The 16,947-nt window shown below is 71.7% G+C and carries 13 protein-coding genes; 12 read left to right on the top strand and 1 reads right to left on the bottom strand.

What is annotated here, in order from left to right; genetic code table 11:
- Window positions 1–275 precede the first annotated feature (275 nt).
- From PYR72_RS07610 to PYR72_RS07575, 8 genes are all read left to right on the top strand, one after another.
- The gene (locus PYR72_RS07610) at window positions 276–2,048 is read left to right on the top strand and encodes a VanW family protein (RefSeq protein WP_275454554.1); all 1,773 of its coding nucleotides are present in this window, start codon (window positions 276–278) and stop codon (window positions 2,046–2,048) included.
- Between the two features lie 572 nt (window positions 2,049–2,620).
- A complete protein-coding gene (locus PYR72_RS07605; RefSeq protein WP_275454553.1) occupies window positions 2,621–4,036 on the top strand; it encodes a family 2B encapsulin nanocompartment shell protein in 1,416 nt (471 codons plus the stop codon).
- 87 nt (window positions 4,037–4,123) lie between these two features.
- Window positions 4,124–5,515 (top strand): family 2 encapsulin nanocompartment cargo protein terpene cyclase, encoded by a 1,392-nt coding sequence (locus PYR72_RS07600; protein ID WP_275454552.1) that lies wholly within the window; start codon window positions 4,124–4,126, stop codon window positions 5,513–5,515.
- A 14-nt stretch (window positions 5,516–5,529) separates the two neighbouring features.
- The gene (locus tag PYR72_RS07595) at window positions 5,530–6,411 is read left to right on the top strand and encodes a geranyl diphosphate 2-C-methyltransferase (protein ID WP_275454551.1); all 882 of its coding nucleotides are present in this window, start codon (window positions 5,530–5,532) and stop codon (window positions 6,409–6,411) included.
- 247 nt (window positions 6,412–6,658) lie between these two features.
- Window positions 6,659–7,528, top strand: a complete 870-nt coding sequence (locus PYR72_RS07590) for a hypothetical protein (RefSeq protein WP_275454550.1) — start codon at window positions 6,659–6,661, stop codon at window positions 7,526–7,528.
- A gap of 250 nt (window positions 7,529–7,778) precedes the next feature.
- A complete protein-coding gene (locus PYR72_RS07585) occupies window positions 7,779–8,843 on the top strand; it encodes a tetratricopeptide repeat protein (RefSeq protein WP_275460356.1) in 1,065 nt (354 codons plus the stop codon).
- Window positions 8,840–9,877: a polyprenyl synthetase family protein gene (locus tag PYR72_RS07580; RefSeq protein WP_275454549.1), complete on the top strand. Its 1,038-nt coding sequence runs from the start codon at window positions 8,840–8,842 to the stop codon at window positions 9,875–9,877. Before PYR72_RS07585 ends, PYR72_RS07580 begins: the two co-directional genes overlap by 4 nt.
- 271 nt (window positions 9,878–10,148) lie before the next feature.
- Window positions 10,149–10,919, top strand: a complete 771-nt coding sequence (locus PYR72_RS07575; protein WP_275460355.1) for a methyltransferase domain-containing protein — start codon at window positions 10,149–10,151, stop codon at window positions 10,917–10,919.
- Window positions 10,920–11,051: 132 nt separating this feature from the next.
- Here PYR72_RS07575 and PYR72_RS07570 read toward each other — a convergent pair whose 3' ends face one another.
- On the bottom strand, window positions 11,052–11,411 hold the full coding sequence (locus PYR72_RS07570) for a hypothetical protein (protein ID WP_275454548.1): 360 nt from the start codon (window positions 11,409–11,411) through the stop codon (window positions 11,052–11,054).
- 210 nt (window positions 11,412–11,621) lie between these two features.
- Between PYR72_RS07570 and PYR72_RS07565 the strand changes: the two genes are divergently transcribed.
- The 4 genes from PYR72_RS07565 (at window position 11,622) to PYR72_RS07550 (ending at window position 16,943) form a co-directional block, all read left to right on the top strand.
- A complete protein-coding gene (locus PYR72_RS07565) occupies window positions 11,622–12,926 on the top strand; it encodes a glycoside hydrolase family 30 beta sandwich domain-containing protein (RefSeq protein WP_275454547.1) in 1,305 nt (434 codons plus the stop codon).
- Window positions 12,927–13,081: 155 nt separating this feature from the next.
- The gene (locus PYR72_RS07560) at window positions 13,082–14,998 is read left to right on the top strand and encodes an ABC transporter ATP-binding protein (protein WP_275454546.1); all 1,917 of its coding nucleotides are present in this window, start codon (window positions 13,082–13,084) and stop codon (window positions 14,996–14,998) included.
- Between the two features lie 367 nt (window positions 14,999–15,365).
- Entirely contained in the window at window positions 15,366–15,893 is a 528-nt protein-coding gene (locus PYR72_RS07555; RefSeq protein WP_275454545.1) for a DinB family protein, read from the top strand.
- A 138-nt stretch (window positions 15,894–16,031) separates the two neighbouring features.
- The gene (locus PYR72_RS07550) at window positions 16,032–16,943 is read left to right on the top strand and encodes a M23 family metallopeptidase (RefSeq protein WP_275454544.1); all 912 of its coding nucleotides are present in this window, start codon (window positions 16,032–16,034) and stop codon (window positions 16,941–16,943) included.
- Window positions 16,944–16,947 lie beyond the last annotated feature (4 nt).

Below are 16,947 nucleotides of genomic sequence, written 5' to 3'. Positions count from 1 at the left end.
GCGCGGCGGGTTGGTGCCGTTGCCTGATGATCGGCGCGGGGCATCGCGGTGTCCAGGGCCCACGGGAGCGGCCCCTCAGGCCGCGCGCGACCGTGCCAGGGGTCACGGCGCAGTCACCCTGTGTGTCCCCCGGAGGGCGTCGCCGACGTGATCTGAACCATAAGTGTTCTGCGACATACGTCCCTGTAGTCCGTTATGGGTAGCTTGAGGTGCCCGACACGCCCACGGTGCCGCTCTGCCGCGCGCACCGCCCCCGATACCCGTCCGGGAGCCCCATGCGTCTGCGAATAGCCTCCCTTCCGTCCCCCGTCCTGACCGGCGGTGCGCTGACCGTCGGCCTCGGCGGCCTCTATCTGGCCGGTCTGCTCGTCACGGGCGGTGACATCGAGGCGGGTACGACGGTGCGCGGGGTCGACATCGGGGGGCTCAGCCGTGCGGAGGCCATCCACAAGCTGGACGCCCACCTGGCGACGGCCGGCCCGCGCGAGCTGGCCGTGCAGGTCGGCGACCGCAGCGGCACCGTCGACACGCGGCAGGCCGGACTCGGCTTCGACAGCGAGCGGACCGTCGACCGGGCGACCCGCACCGCCTCCGACCCCCTCAGCGTGATCGGCGGCTTCTTCCACTCGGGCGGAGACATCGAGCCGGTCGTACGCCTCGACGAGGACAAGGCCCACGCCGCCCTCGGGAACCTGGCGAAGGCGCTCGACCAGAAGGTCAGGGACGGCGCCGTCACCTTCGCGGACGGCAGGGTCGCGCAGGTCGCCGCCCACAGCGGTTACGCCCTGGACGTGGACGCCGCCTCCGACACCCTGCGGACCTCGTTCCTGCACGGTGCGCGGGGCAGGGCCGTGGTCCTTCCCGCCCGTGAGACCAAGCCCGAGGTGACGGCGGACGAGGTACGGCGGGCGGTGCGCGACTTCGCGCAGCCGGCCATGTCGGCGCCCGTCACCCTCACCGCGGCCGGCAGGCGCTTCACGGTCGACCCGGCGGTCCTCGGCGAACACCTGAGGATGGTGCCGGACGGCTCCGGCCGACTGGAGCCGAAGCTGGACGTCAAGGGCCTGCGCGCCGCCCCCTCCGTCGCCGGCCCCCTGGCCGCCGTCACCACCACGGCCCAGAACGCCAGGCTGGAACTGGACGGCGACAAGGTCGCGGTGGCCGAGGACGCCCGGCCCGGCGTACAGATCAGCGACAGCGCGTTGAGTGACGCGGTGCTGCCGCTGCTCACCAGAACGGGCTCCGCGCGTACCGCGGACGTGGCCGTGCGGCGCATCCAGCCCGAGGTGACCCGCGAGAACGCGGCACGGCTGGGGCTGACGCAGAAGATGTCCTCCTTCACCGTCAACTTCGAACCGGCCCCCTACCGAACCAAGAACATCGGGCGGGCCGCACAGCTCATCAACGGCTCCGTCGTCATGCCCGACGAGACCTGGAGCTTCAACCGGACCGTGGGCCGGCGCACCGAGGCCAACGGCTTCGTCGAAGGCATCATGATCCTCGACGACCAGTTCACCAAGGCGGCGGGCGGCGGTGTGTCCGCCGTGGCCACCACCGTGTACAACGCGATGTTCTTCGCCGGGGTCAAGCCCGTGGAACACGGCGCCCATTCCTTCTACATCGAGCGCTACCCGGAGGGCCGTGAGGCGACGGTCGCCTGGGGCAGCCTCGACCTCCGGTTCACCAACGACTCCGGCAAGGCCCTCTACATCCAGGCCGAGTCCACGGACACCTCGGTGACCATCAGCTTCATCGGCACCAGGCACTACGACGAGATCAGGTCGGTGAAGGGGCCCCGGACCCATGTGCAGCCGCCGGCGAAGAAGGTGCGCACCGACGACAAGTGCGTCCCGCAGACCCCGCTCGAAGGCTTCGACGTCACCGTGGAGCGCGTCTTCTACGACGACGGCAAGGAAGTGCGGCGGGAGCCGTTCCGCACCCACTACACCCCGCGCGACGAGATCACCTGCGAGACCCCCGAACCCTCCGACGGCCCCAGCCCCAGCCCCACCACCGGACAGACCGCACCGCCCGCCACCCACGGCTAGCCCACGCCGTCCCGGCGGTCATGCGGCCCGTACGGCACGGTCTCGGCGGGCGTCAGGGCCGGCAGTCTCCGCCGCAGCGTCAGCACGGCGTGGACGCCCCGACTCGGCGGACACGACACCGACCCGGTGCAGCGACCCGTCGACGCGATCGACCAGGTACGGACCGTTCCCGACCAGGTACGGACCGTTCCCGACCAGCATGCGCTCCGGCCGCCGCATGCGCCGGTCGATCGCGCGTGCAGTATCCCGTACGGATGTACGCCACGGCCGACGCATGGTCCCGGCCGGAGGACGGCGGCGGGCCGAGCGATCCGGGTGGGCGGTCACGGCGCCGTGGTCCGGGGGCAGGAACGCTGTGACGTAGGACGGGCGGATAAACGCATCGCGCCGATTGTCACTGCTTCGAGGTAAGCATCTCGTCCGCCTGATGGATGTGGCCGGTCGGGAGGCTAGGTTTCTGCAGGTGAAGGGATTCCCGTGATCCTTCTCGCCGTTGCCCACCCCTCCCTGTCTCCCGGTCGGCGCACCCGTGTGCGCCCGACGGCCCGTCGCGCAAGGAGAAAGCCCCCTCGATGTCCGTCGACAGCAGTCCGGAAGCACGGACCGCCCCAGGCGTGCCGCAACAGTCCCTGAGCACCGCCGCCGCCCGCACCCTCGCCACCACCACCAAGTCGGCCCCACAGATGCAGGAGATCACCTCCCGCTGGCTGCTGCGGATGCTGCCCTGGGTCGAGGCCGAGGGCGGCGTCTACCGGGTCAACCGACGGCTGCGCCACACCCTCGGCAACGGGCGCGTCGGGTTCGTCCAGGAGGGGGCGACGGTCCGCGTCATTCCCCAAGGACTCGGTGAACTGGCCTTCCTGCGCGGATTCGAGGACCGGGACGTCCTCGGCGCACTCGCCGACCGCTGCGCGCAGCGCGACTTCGCGGCGGGCGAGGTCCTCGCCGAGCGCGGCAGCCCCGCCGACCGGATCCATCTGATCGCCCACGGCCGGGTCAGCCAGACCTCCGCGGGCAAGTACGGCGGCGAGACCGCCGTCGCGGTGCTCGCGGACGGCGAACACTTCGGCGCCGACGCCCTGTCGGACCCCGACGCCCGCCACGACTGCACGGTCACCGCCCAGACCGCCGGCACCCTCCTCACCCTCTCCCGCGCCGACTTCACCGCGGTCCAGGCCACGGCACCCCATCTCCGGGCCCACCTCGACACGTTCGGCTCCCGCACACGCCGGCCGCAGAACAAGCACGGCGAGGTCGAGATCGCCGTGATGGCCGGCCACACCGGGGAGCCCGACCTGCCGGGCACGTTCGTCGACTACGCCTTGAACCCGCGCGAGTACGAACTCTCCGTCGCCCAGACCGTGCTGAGGATCCACACCCGGGTCGGCGACCTCTACAACGGCCCGATGGACCAGAGCGAGGAGCAACTCAGGCTCACCGTCGAGGCCCTGCGTGAGCGCCAGGAACACGAGCTGATCAACAACCGTGAGTTCGGCCTGCTGCACAACGCCGACTTCAAGCAGCGGATCCAGCCCCGGCTCGGCCCCCCGACCCCGGACGACATGGACGATCTGCTCTGCCGCCGCCGCGGCACCAGGATGTTCCTCGCCCACCCCAGGACCATCGCCGCCATCGGACGCGGTTTCAACGCCTGCGGTCTCCACCCCGACCAGGTCGACATCGAAGGGGAGTCCGTCCCCGCATGGCGCGGTGTCCCCATCCTCCCGTGCGACAAGATCCCGATCAGCGCGGAACAGACCAGCTCGATCATCGCGATGCGCACCGGCGAGAAGAGCCAGGGCGTCATCGGCCTGCGACGGACCGGCCTGCGGGACGAGTACGAACCCGGGCTCTCCGTGCGGTTCATGGGCATCAACGAGCAGGCGGTCGTCTCCTACCTCGTCAGCACCTACTTCTCCGCCGCGGTGCTCCTGCCCGACGCCGTCGGGGTGCTGGAGAACGTGCGGATCGCCCCCGGGCCGCGCTGACGCCCGACCGGTCGCACGTCCACGCCCGACACGCACGCTCCGCGCACCGCGGAGCGCCCACCCCGCCGCGACAAGGAGCCCTCGACCATGCCCACTTCCGGGCCCCTCGGACCACCACGCACCCCCGAACAGGTGCCGACGCCGACGTCATCCACAGCCGTGCCGGACGCGGCGGCGCCGGCGGCGGCGGTCCCGGACCACCGTCCGGCCGCACCGACCGCCCCCGGCTTCCTGGCCGCACTGCATCCGCCGGTCGCGACCCTCGTGCCGCCGCCGACCGCGCCCACGACGCCGCCGCCACCACCCGTGGAGCCCTCCGCCGCCGTACCGGACCCGCCCGACACGACCGCGGCCGCGCCCGACACGACCGCGGCCGACGACGCCCTCCGGCGGATCCTGCGCGGACCGACCGGACCGGGCACGGCCTCGCTCATCGTCGCCGACAGGTACGCATCCCCGCTGCCGGGTCCGGTGTCCCGGACACCCGCCGAGCCCGCCCCGGGGCGGGCCGTCCCCGGGCTCTACCACCACCCCGTCCCCGAGCCCGACCCGGTGCGCGTCGAAGAGGTGAGCCGCCGCATCAAACGCTGGGCCGAGGACGAGGTCCAGCTCTATCCCGAGGAGTGGGAGGGGCAGTTCGACGGCTTCTCCGTCGGCCGATACATGGTCGCCTGCCACCCCGACGCGCCGACGATCGACCACCTGATGCTCGCCACCAGGCTGATGGTCGCGGAGAACGCGGTGGACGACTGCTACTGCGAGGACCACGGCGGTTCCCCCGTCGGTCTCGGCGGGCGCCTGCTCCTCGCCCACACCGCGCTCGATCCCTTCCACACCACCGCCGAGTACGCCCCGGCATGGGAGGAGTCCCTCGGGTCGGACGCGCCGCGCCGCGCGTACCGCAGCGCCATGGGCTACTTCGTCGGCGCGGCCACACCCTCCCAGGCCGACCGCTACCGCCACGACATGGCCCGGCTGCACCTGGGCTACCTCGCCGAGGCCGCCTGGGCACAGACCGGTCACGTCCCCGAGGTGTGGGAGTACCTGGCGATGCGCCAGTTCAACAACTTCCGCCCCTGCCCCACGATCACCGACACCGTCGGCGGCTACGAACTGCCCGCGGACCTGCACGCCCGGCCGGACATGCAACGGGTCATCGCCCTGGCCGGCAACGCGACCACCATCGTCAACGACCTCTACTCGTACACCAAGGAACTCGACAGCCCGGGGCATCACCTGAACCTTCCGGTGGTGATCGCGGAACGCGAGCGGCTGCCCGTACGCGACGCCTATCTGAAGGCGGTCGAGGTCCACAACGAACTGCAGCACGCCTTCGAGGCCGCCTCGGCCGAACTCGCGGAAGCCTGCCCCCTGCCCACCGTGCTGCGTTTCCTCAAGGGCGTGGCCGCCTGGGTCGACGGCAATCACGACTGGCACCGCACCAACACCTACCGCTACACCCTGCCCGATTTCTGGTAAGAACGGATATCTCCATGACCACTGACACCACCGCCACCTCGACCGCCACCGCCAGGATTCCGTCGCCGGCGACCCCGTACCAGGGGGACATCGCCCGCTATTGGAACAACGAGGCCCGGCCCGTCAACCTCCGCCTCGGTGACGTGGACGGTCTCTACCACCACCACTACGGCATCGGCGCCGTGGACCAGGCCGCGCTCGGCGACCCGGCCGACAGCGCCTACGAGAAGAAGCTCATCGCGGAGCTGCACCGACTGGAGTCGGCGCAGGCGGAGTTCCTCCTGGACCACCTCGGCCCCGTCGGTCCCGACGACACACTCGTCGACGCCGGCTGCGGGCGCGGCGGATCCATGGTCATGGCCAACCGCCGTTTCGGCTGCACGGTCGAGGGCGTCACGCTCTCCGCCACCCAGGCCGACTTCGGCAACCGGCGCGCGCGGGAACTGCGCGTCGAGGACCGCGTCCGCTCCCGCGTCTGCAACATGCTCGACACCCCCTTCGACAAGGGCAGCGTCACGGCCTCGTGGAACAACGAGTCGACCATGTACGTCGACCTCCACGACCTGTTCGCCGAGCACTCCCGCTTCCTGAAGGTGGGAGGCCGGTACGTGACCATCACCGGCTGCTGGAACCCCCGCTACGGCCAGCCGTCGAAGTGGGTCTCCGAGATCAACGCCCACTTCGAGTGCAACATCCACTCGCGCCGGGAGTATCTGCGGGCCATGGCCGACAACAGGCTGGTGCCGCAGGCCATCGTCGACCTCACCCCGGAAACCCTGCCCTACTGGGAACTGCGGGCCACGTCCTCGCTGGTCACCGGCATCGAGAAGGCGTTCATCGAGTCCTACCGGGACGGCTCCTTCCAGTACGTCCTGATCGCGGCCGACCGCGTGTGAGTCCTGTCCCGGCGGGGCACCGGCGACACCCCGGACGAGGGGGTGTCGCCGGTGCCCCGTTGCCGTGTCCCGCAAGCGCGTGGGCCCTCCTTACGCAACACGAGTGAATCCGACGGGTTTGCCGTTCGACGGGGGTGTGCGTTCCGTACGGTCTCCGTACGGATCCGGCGGCCCGCGGGAAGCCCCGACGGCGGCGCCGATCGAAGGGGGCACCTGGATGCCGAGGCTGGGGAAGTAGGGGGTTCGGATGATGTCCCTCGGACCGTCCGTCGGCTGTTGGGTGCTGACTCTCTCCCTGCTGCTGCGGGTACGGGGGGCGCGTGGGCGGGCGCGGACGCGTCTGCTGCTGGTGGCGGGCTCCGCGGCGGCCGGGGGCGTCTACCGTGCCGCGCTCGCCGCGCTGTCGGTTCAGCCGGCGCGGACACCGGATGCGGCGGGGCCGGCCGGTCTGGCCGTGATCGTGGGCGTGACCGTCACGGTCGGGCTGGGGACGGCCGGTCTGGTGGCCGCGGCGGATGCCGGTTCGGGACGGCGGGCCTGGCTGCGGCGCGTCCTCGACGGGACGGTCATGGCCGGGGCCGCGTTCATGGCGGGCTGGGTGTTCCTGGGCAGAGCCGGTGAGGGATGGCGCCCGGGGACCGGCATGCTCGGCGTCCTGTGGGCGGCGGAGGTCGTCTTCCTCGGATTCCTGCTCGCCCTGCGCCGCCTCGTGCGCGACGACCAGCGTGCGACGGTCTGGGCGGCGATCGCGGGTGTGTCCCTCATGGTGGTCGGCGACAGTCTGCCGCTGTCGCCGACCGATGCGGGTGACCGCGAGGTGCTGTCGTCCCCGTGGGCCGACCTCTGCGTCACGGCCGGACTGCTGATCGTCGCCGTCGGCCCCTGGGTGCCCGGCGGGGCGAGCGTCCTCGGTGCCGGACGGCCGGCGTTGCGCTCGGGGATGGAGGGCGCCGCCGCGTTCATCCCCCTGACCGTCTGCACGGTCACGGCGCTGGGATACGTGCTGGCCCCCTCCGCCGCCGATCCGGTGCCGCTGCTGGTCGGCGGTCTGGCGCTGCTGGGCCTGTGGGCCCGTCAGATCTACCTGCCGAGCGACGTGAGAACGCAGGACGACTGAATCGTCCTGCCGTACAGGCGAGTTGAAGATCGGACCCGGTACTCCTGTGCCCGGTCTCCAAGGTGATCTGCGCCTCACGGGCAACCTGCGGGGCGCGCACGGCATCTTGATCGGTAACGGATGAAGCCGAGGCCCCCGGGGCTACGGCGTTCATCTCCGACGCCGTATACGCATTGTGTATACGCGGCGTGTAGAGATCGCGTGTAGAGCCGGCACGAGCTGACGCATGCGACCGGACCGAAAGGCAACCATGTACGGCAAGGCGTTCGCCCCCGAATACCAGGGCGCCCTGACCACCCTGTCCGTGAATTCCTCGCTGACCGAGGTACTGGCGGCCGGTACACGGCAGTTGAGAGAGGCCGAGCGTGCCGGGCAGCACGGTGAGGCGGCCCGCTCCGGGCTCGCGGTGGCCGAGGCGCACCGGCGGCTGGGGCAGATCGGCGACGCCGACCAGGCGTGGAAGGCGAGTTACCGGGCGGCCAGGGCGGCGGGGGACCAGGGGGCGATGGCCTGGGCGCTGTGGAGCGGCGGGACCCTGGCCCGGCAGCGCGGCTCGTTCGCGCTGGCCCGGCGGCTCCTGGGACTCGCCGCCGACCTGGGCGGGCGGGGAGGCGATGTCGTCGTCCGCGGCTACTCCCTCGCCGGGCTGGCCGAGACCGGCAGGATCCAGGGCGACTACGAAGCCGTCGCCCAGCTGCACGAGCAGTTGCTCGCCGAGGCCCGGCGGCGCGGCGAGGCGCGGCACACCGTGTGGGCGTTGGAGGGCATCGCACAGATCCACCGCCAGCAGGGGGCGTACGACAGCGCGTACGCGCTGTTCGAGGAGGCGGCCGGGATAGCCGCGGGCGCCGACGACCGGCGCGGTCACGCCTGGGCGCTGCGCGGGCTCGCCGACATCGTCTCGGCGCGCGACGGGGACGTGGAGCGCGCGCTCGCCCTGCTGTCGGAGGCGGAGGCCACCTGTCGGGAGATGCGCCTGTCCAGCGCGCTGGCCTACAACCACAAGATGCGCGGCAACGTCTGCTACCGGGCCGGGCGTTACACCGAGGCGCGGGACACCTACGAGCTGGCCCTGGGCGAGTTCCGTGAGATGAGCGAACCGCGCGGGCAGGCGCTGGCCCGGCTGGGACTGGCCAAGTCACTCGCCCGGCTCGGCCGGGACCACGACGAGACGGCTGCCGAACTGGCCGCGCTGGAGCAGGAGTTGGAGCGGATCGGGCTGCGGCATGCCCGGCAGATGGTGGCGCGGGCGCACGAGGAACTCGGGGTCCGGGCCCAGTCGCGGGGCGGCGTCCGGGTGGAGGCGGCACGGTGACGGCGCTCTCCACGGCACTGCGGTCGCCGGTCGACGTCCCCTTCGTCCTGGAGCGCTGCCGCGAGCTGGTGCGCCCCGCGCTGCGGGAGGCGGTCGGACGGACACACCCCTGGGTGGGCGAGATGGCCGCGTACTCGTTCGGCTGGTGCGAGGTGGGCGGTGCTCCCGCGGCCGCGTCCGGCGGCAAGGGAGTGCGGCAGGCGCTGGCCGTGCTGGGCGCCGAAGCGGTGGGGGCTCCCGCCCGGGCCGGGGTGCCCGCCGCGGTCGCAGTGGAACTGGTCCACGTCTTCTCGCTGTTGCACGACGACATCATGGACGGCGACACCGAACGTCGTCGTCGCCCAACGGTGTGGAAGGCGTACGGCACAGGACCCGCCGTCCTCGCGGGCGACGCCCTGTTCGCGCTGGCCGTCGAGACGCTCGCCACCGCGGAGTCCGGTGCGTCCGCGCTGCGGGCCCTGTCCGCGGCGCTCGGCGAGCTGGTGCGCGGGCAGGCCGACGACCTGCTGTTCGCCGCACGCCCCTGGGCGGGGCCGGAGCGGGTGCGCCCGGCGGAGTACCGGGCCATGGCCGAGCGGAAGACCGGCGCGCTGCTGGGCTGCGCGGCAGCGCTCGGCGCCCTGCTCGGCGGCGGCCCGCCCGCCGCGGTCTCGGCGCTGGACCGGGCGGGCCGCCGCCTCGGTCTGGCCTTCCAGATCGTCGACGACGTGCTGGGCATCTGGGGCGACCCCGAGATCACCGGCAAACCCGTGCACGGCGACCTTCGCGAGCGCAAGAAGACCTTCCCCGTGCTGGCCGCGCTCGATGCGGCCTCCCCCGAGGCGCGGCGGCTGGCCGAGCTGCTGGCCTCGGACGCGGACCCGCGGGAGGCGGCCGTCCTCGTCGAGGCGGCGGGAGGCCGGGCGGCGGCGCTCGTCGAGGCACGCCGTCACATCGCGGCGGCGCAGGCCGCCCTGGCGGACCTGGCGCCGGGGAGCGCGGCCGCCGACGAGCTCCGCGCGCTGTCGGCGTTCCTCCTGCGCCGGGACGTCTGAGGTCGTCGGCCGCGTCCCGGGACCTCGGTGACAGGTCCCGGGACAACCGGGAGCGCACGCGGCATCCCGCCGGTCGGCCCGGCCCGGGAGACGACCTCGGCGGGGAGGGCCGGCGGATGATCCCCGCAGGGAGGGGTATAACGGGCAAAGGGCCCTGATGCGGTGTATCGGCCTTCGACGGGTGATGGGTGAATTCGTCATCCCACTGCGCGCCCGCCTTCGCACTCCTATGCTGACGCCGAAGGTGGACACGTTCTGGGGGGAGTGCCTGATGAATGCGGTGGGCAAGGGTCCGTCAGTGGTGAAGTCCGGTGTCAAGCGCCTTCTGGGGCGCGCCGGATTCGACATCGTGCGCAGTACCGACAATCGGGGTGGCGTCGACGACTTCCTTCCGTTCGAGGCGACGATGCGGGCCGCGCGCGCGTCGGGCCTGTCGGTCGGCGACCACATCGACGAGGTCATGAACAAGACGCCCGGCGCCACCCAGAAGACCATCGACGAACTCCGCGCCCGCGGGGTCTTCGACGGTGACCCGGGCAGGGTGCTGGAGATCGGCCCCGGGTCCGGGCGGTATCTGGAGAAGACGCTCAAGGAGTGCTCGCCGGACCGCTACGAGATCTACGAGACGGCGAAGCCCTGGGCGGACTACCTGGTGGAGACGTTCGGTGTCGTCGCCCAGCCGACCGAGGGGAGCAGCCTCGCCCCGACACCCGACGCCAGCGTGGACCTCCTTCAGGCCCACAAGGTCTTCAACACCGTGACCTTCCTCTGCGCCTCCCGTTACTTCCTGGAGATGGCGCGCGTCACCCGGCCCGGTGGCCGGATCGTCTTCGACGTCATGACGGAGAACTGCCTGGACCCCGCGACGGTGCGCGCCTGGGCGGCGGAGGGCGGCTCGGGACACGACTCCTATCCGGCCCCCATGCCGCGCCAGACGTGCGTGGACCTCTTCGCGACCCTCGACTGCACCCTGGAGGCCGGATTCCTTGCGCCCATGGGCGTCGGCTCCACGGAGGTGCTCGTCTTCACGAAGAAGGCCTGAGCCTCGCACGGCACCTGTCCGCCGGTCCGCCGGACGGAGCCGGCCTGCCCGAGGCGGGCCGGCGCGGTCGGCCGGGGCGCCTAGGTGGTCCCGCCGCGCCGGTCGTCGGCGCGGGGGACCGCCCGCCGTCGCTCAGCTGTCGGAGTAGCTGAAGTCGCCCACCGTCCAGGCGCTGACGTCCTCGATCGCCACGCGGTACATCCCTCCCGTCTCCGGAATGCCCACCGTGCCCTGCAGGATGCGGGCGACGTGGAAATGCAGATGAGTGGGTGCCTCGTCCGCCCGGTCGGGGGCGTCGAACATCGCGGAGAACTCGCCCAGTCGGTCGGAATCCCTGAGGACGTCCGACACCCGCTGTCTCCACACCGTCTCGGGGGCCAGCCGGCCGGTGATGACGGCACCGCTGGTGACCACGGTCAGGGACATCTGGTTGCTCTTCTCGGACTCGACCAGGGTGGCGACGTCAACGAGCAGCTTGTCAGGCTTCGACATGGCGCAGAGTGTATTCGCCCGCAGGGGAGTGCAGGGGTCCGGCCGAGGGAATGCGGCGCCTCTGCCGCGCGAGCGCCGGCGGGACGGCAGGCGCCTGGCCCGGCGCGTCGAAGAATGGCTCGATGTGGTGTCGCCAAGGGCGGATGGGAGCGCTCCCATGGTGTGGGGGCGCGAGGGGTCCGAGCCGGGTGGCAGCCAGGAGGAGATGACATGACCGAGCGTCAGAACGAGCCCGAGCGCGGACGCGGGGGATCGCCGAGCCGCAGGACCGTGCTGGCGGCGGTGGGTGCCCTGCCGATCCTCACCGCCGTCGCGCCGCCGGCCGCGGGAGCCGTGAAAGCCGTGGCCGCGACGGCGGTCATCGATCCGGCCGCGCGCCGCCAGACGATCCGCGGCTTCGGCGGCATGACCCACACGGCGTGGATCGGAGATCTCACCGCCGCCCAGCGGGACACGGCGTTCGGGGCCGGAGAGGGGCAACTGGGACTGTCGCTGCTGCGGATCCCCGTCCCCGAGGACCGGGCGGCCTGGAGCCGCGACCTGGCGACGGCGAAACGCGCGGCCCAACTAGGGGCGGCCGTCATCGCGTCGCCGTGGAATCCGCCCGCCCGCATGGTCGAGACCTTCGTACGCGGCAGCCAGACCGACGCCCGGCGCCTGAGGTACGACATGTACGGCGCCTACGCCCAGCACCTCAACGACTTCACCACGTACATGCGGGACAACGGAGTCAACCTCTACGGCATATCGGTGCAGAACGAGCCCGACTACGCGCACGACTGGACGTGGTGGACCCCCGCCGAGATGCTCCGGTTCCTGCGGGAGAACGCCGGCTCGATCGGCACCAGGGTCATCGCCCCGGAGTCGTTCCAGTACCTGAAGAACATGTCGGACCCGATCCTCAACGACCCGGTCGCGCTCGCCAACGTCGACATCGTCGGCGCACACCTCTACGGCACCTCGTTCGCCAACTTCCCCTACCCCCTGTTCAAGCAGAAGGGCGCGGGCAAGGAACTCTGGATGACCGAGGTCTACTACCCCAACAGCAGCGACTCGGCGGACCTGTGGCCCCAGGCACTGGACGTGGGCGAGCACATGCACCGCGCCATGGTGGACGCCGAGTTCCAGGCGTACATCTGGTGGTACATCCGGCGCGGCTACGGACCCCTGCGCGAGGACGGCAGGATCAGCAAGCGCGGCGCCTGCATGGCCCACTTCGCCAGATTCGTCCGGCCCGGCTACGTACGGATCGACGCGACGCCGAGGCCGACGACGGACGTGTACGTCTCGGCGTACCGGAGCACGGGCTCCACGGTCGCCGTCGTCGCCGTCAACAAGGGCGCGTCGACGGTGAGTCAGCAGTTCACCCTGACGAGTGGTTCGCCGTCCCGTGTCTCGTCGTGGCTGACCGACGCGAGCAGGAGCGTCGCGCCCCAGGCCGCGACCGGTGTGTCCAACGGGTCGTTCACCGCCACGCTGCCCGCCCGCAGTGTGACGACGTTCGTGACGGGCTGACCGGGCGGCAGCCGTGCCGGGTGCGCGCCGCGGGAGGGTTCCGTGCGCGCACCCCTCGGACATCGATGTCCGATTCTCGCCGTTCCGCGTTAAATGCCTGGACCGGTCACCTCCCCGGACGGGACACTTCCGACTTCCGAACCTCCGGGAGTGTGATGGGGACCACAGAAATGCGAGGACCGGCGCCGGCCAGGAGCGCGGTCGTCCTCGCGCTGCGCCACTACGTCCGGGAACTGCTGCGACTACGACGACTCGCCCTGCCCGCGCTGCTGTTGCCGGCCATGGGCAACATCGGCGTCCGTTACGTCGCGCCCCTGCTGATCGCCAAACTGGCGGCACAGGCGGCCGACGACGGTCTCACGCTCGGCGCGGCCCTGCCGTACGTGCTCGGCTTCGGCGTGACGCTGGTGCTCGCCGAGACCGTGTGGCGCGCCGGGCAGCACTGCCTGAACCGCGTGGACGCCCTCGGCATGGAACACCTCTACGTGAGAGGCATGGACGAACTCCTCGCCAAGGACGCGGCGTTCTTCCACGACAACTTCGCCGGCTCCCTGACCAAACGGGTCCTCAGCTACGGCAAGCGCTTCGAGGACTTCGTCGACACGCTGACCTACCGGATCGTCGGCAGCCTCGTCCCGCTGCTGTTCGGTGCCGTGGTGCTGTGGAGCTACGAGCCGATGCTCGTCGTCGGCCTCGTGGTGATGATCGCGCTGACCGCGGTGGCCGCGACACCCCTGATCCGCCGCCGGCAGAGACTCGTCCACGACCGTGAGGCGGCGATCGCCCGGGTCTCCGGCCATGTCGCCGACAGCCTCATGAACATGGAGACCATCCGGGCGTTCGCGGCCGAGCGGCGCGAGGCCGACGAACACCGCAGCCGGGTCGCGGAATCCCGGCGGCTGACGCTGCGGTCCTGGGACTACGGCAACCTGCGCGTCGACATGCTGATCGCGCCCATGTCGGTGCTGACCAACGTGCTGGGCCTGGTGGTCGCCATCGCCTTCGGCAGCTCGGGCCAGGGGGTCGAGGAGATCGTGGTCGCGTTCACCTACTACTCCAACGCGACCCAGATCATGTTCGAGTTCAACCAGATCTACCGGCGGCTGGAGAGCTCGATGACCGAAGCCGCGCAGTTCACCGAACTCCTGCTGGATCCCCCCACCGTGCTCGACCCCCCGGAACCCGAACCGCTCGCGCCGAAGGACACCGGCATCCGCTTCGACGCGGTGACCTTCGCCCACGCGGGCGCGAAACCCATCTTCCGGGACCTCCACCTGGACGTGCCCGCGGGCGCCCGCGTCGGACTGGTCGGCAGGTCGGGCGGCGGCAAGACCACGCTCACCCGGCTCCTGCTGCGCATGGCGGACATCGACCGGGGGCGCCTCGCCATCGGCGGCCAAGACATCAGCCGGCTGCGGCAGACCGACCTGCGCTCACTGATCGCCTACGTCCCGCAGGAACCCGCGATGTTCCACCGCAGCCTGCGGGACAACATCGCCTTCGCCCGGCCGGGGGCCACCGACGAGGAGGTGCGCGCGGCGGCCGCGGCCGCGCACGTCACGGAGTTCGCCGACCAGCTCCCCGACGGCTTCGCCACGCTGGTGGGGGAGCGGGGGGTGAAACTCTCGGGCGGCCAGCGCCAGCGAGTCGCCCTCGCCCGAGCGATCCTGCGCGACGCCCCGATCCTGCTGCTCGACGAGGCGACCAGCGCGCTGGACTCGGAGAGCGAACTCCTCGTCCAGGACGCCCTGTGGCGGCTGATGGACGGACGGACCGCCCTCGTCGTCGCCCACCGCCTGAGCACCGTCGCCGGCATGGACCGCCTCGTCGTCCTCGACCGCGGGAGCGTCGTCGAGCAGGGCACCCACGAGGAGTTGCTCGCGTCGGAGGGCGCCTACGCCAAGCTGTGGCAGCACCAGTCGGGCGGGTTCCTCGGCGAGAGCGGCGAGTCGGCCGACGGCTGCCCGGTCCCGGAGGCGGGCCACGACAGGCTGCCCGGGCCGGCCGACCCGGCAGCGGACGGGGAACTCCGGACGTGGTCGGACGCCCCCACGAGGACCGGGTCCATCTGAGCGAGTCGATTCCCGGCCATTCTCGATCGCCGGCGGCTTCCCGCCGCGACGCCCGCTCCGCCCACCGGACTCCGCCGGCGCAGCCGTCGACCCTCCCGTGGGGAGGGCGGGAGGGGCGACGCGGCCCCGCCCGGGCAGGAGCGCGCGGGCGGGGCCGGGCGTGGTGGCCTCCAACGGGGGAATGGAGGCCACCGCCGACACAGCTTTGCACTGGATTCGGCCACGCAACAGAGGTGTGACCGGATTTCGTCGCATCGGAGTCTCCGTGCTCGGCGAGGTCCGAGGCGGCGCGGGCAGCCGACCGGCCGTGTGTTCGTCCCCGGCGAAGACGGCGGCGGGCCACGGCCGCCGCCGACAGGCTGTTCTCATGACGACGACACCGGACGGACGACCCGTCCCACCCGCGTACGCCGACGAGCCGGCCATGCTGGAGGCATGGCTGGACTTTCACCGTGCGACGCTCGCCCTGAAGTGCTCGGGCCTCACGGACGAACAGTCGCGCCGTGCGGCGGCGGCACCGTCGGCGATGACCCTGCTGGGTCTCGTCCAGCACATGGCCGAGGTCGAACGGAACTGGTTCCAGCGCGTCTTCGCGGGTCGGTCCGTCCCGCCGGTGTTCGGGCAGGACAACGCCGACGGGTTCGCCCTGCGGCCGGAGCGGGGTCTCGACGAGGCGACGGCCCTCTGGCGGGAGCAGGTCGCCCGAGGCCGTGAGCTGATCGTCGGCGTGCCGCTGGACACGGTGGGCCGGCTGTCCGAGGAGGAAGCGGGTCATGCCGGCGACCACGGGGTCTCCCTGCGCTGGATCATGGTGCACATGATCGAGGAGTACGCCCGGCACAACGGCCACGCCGATCTCCTGCGTGAGCGGATCGACGGGGTCACCGGCGCCTGAGACCCGCGTACCTCCGGAACATGCGGGAGTGCTTTCGCCCGCCGTATGGGACAGCCTGCCGACGGGACGGTCATGTGGACCGGCGAGAATGAGGGGTGGGATTCCGTGCGGCTCCGACGAGGGAGAGGCCCGGGCCGGGTGGCCACGTTCGCGGGCATGCTCGTGGCGGTACTGACGGCGCTGGCGGCGATGGCCTCGACGGCCTCCGCCGCGCCCCCGGCCGCGCGCACGGCGCCCGCGGCACCGGCGGCCAGGCCCGACTTCAAGCTGCCGTTCGCCTGTCAGCAGACCTGGCAGCTGCAGACGTACCGGGGCCATGCGCCCGACGACAAGAAGATCGACATGTACCGGGTGGGCGGGAACACCCTCGGCTCCCTGGTGGCCGCGTCCGCGGCCGGCACGGTCACCGAGCGGTTCGACCCGGGCGGCGTGGAGATCAACCACGGCAACGGCTGGTTCACGGTCTATCTGCACATGGACCGCGTCGACGTGACGGTCGGACAGCGGGTGGCCTCCGGGGCCACGCTCGGGCGGCTCGGTCTGGAGGGGACGACCTCGGCGCACCTGCACTACGAGCAGCTCTACGACACCAACGGCGACAACGACGGGGAGAACGACGAGATCGTCCACCCGGTGATCCAGGGCACCGAGTACCGGCTCTCGCCGGACGGTCCCTTCCCGCGGGTGACCAGCACCAACGCCTGCGGCGGCGGCAGCGAGCCGTCGAAGCAGTGGGTCGACACCTTCGCGGACGCGACCGGCTACGCCGCCGTCGACTGCGTGGGCGACAGCAGGCCGGGTTGCGCGCCCCAGGGCAAGCTGTACAAGGGCACCAACTACGTCCTGTGCAAGAAGAAGGGCGCCAGGTTCCAGGTGGGCAGCGCGTACAACCACTGGTGGCTGCTGACCGATCTCGACGAGGTGGCGCCGGGCGGCAAGGGCCGGGCCTATGTGTCGGCGTACTACCTCCAGCGCTGGGGGAACGACGAGGCGAAGGACAACGACGGCCGTGTGATCCGTGACTGCGGGGCCGACGAGGTACCCAGGTGACGGG

It is taken from the genome of Streptomyces sp. VNUA24 (genome assembly GCF_029167005.1).
Classification (GTDB): Bacteria; Actinomycetota; Actinomycetes; order Streptomycetales; family Streptomycetaceae; genus Streptomyces; species Streptomyces scabiei.
This window is presented reverse-complemented; position numbering and strand designations above follow the sequence as displayed.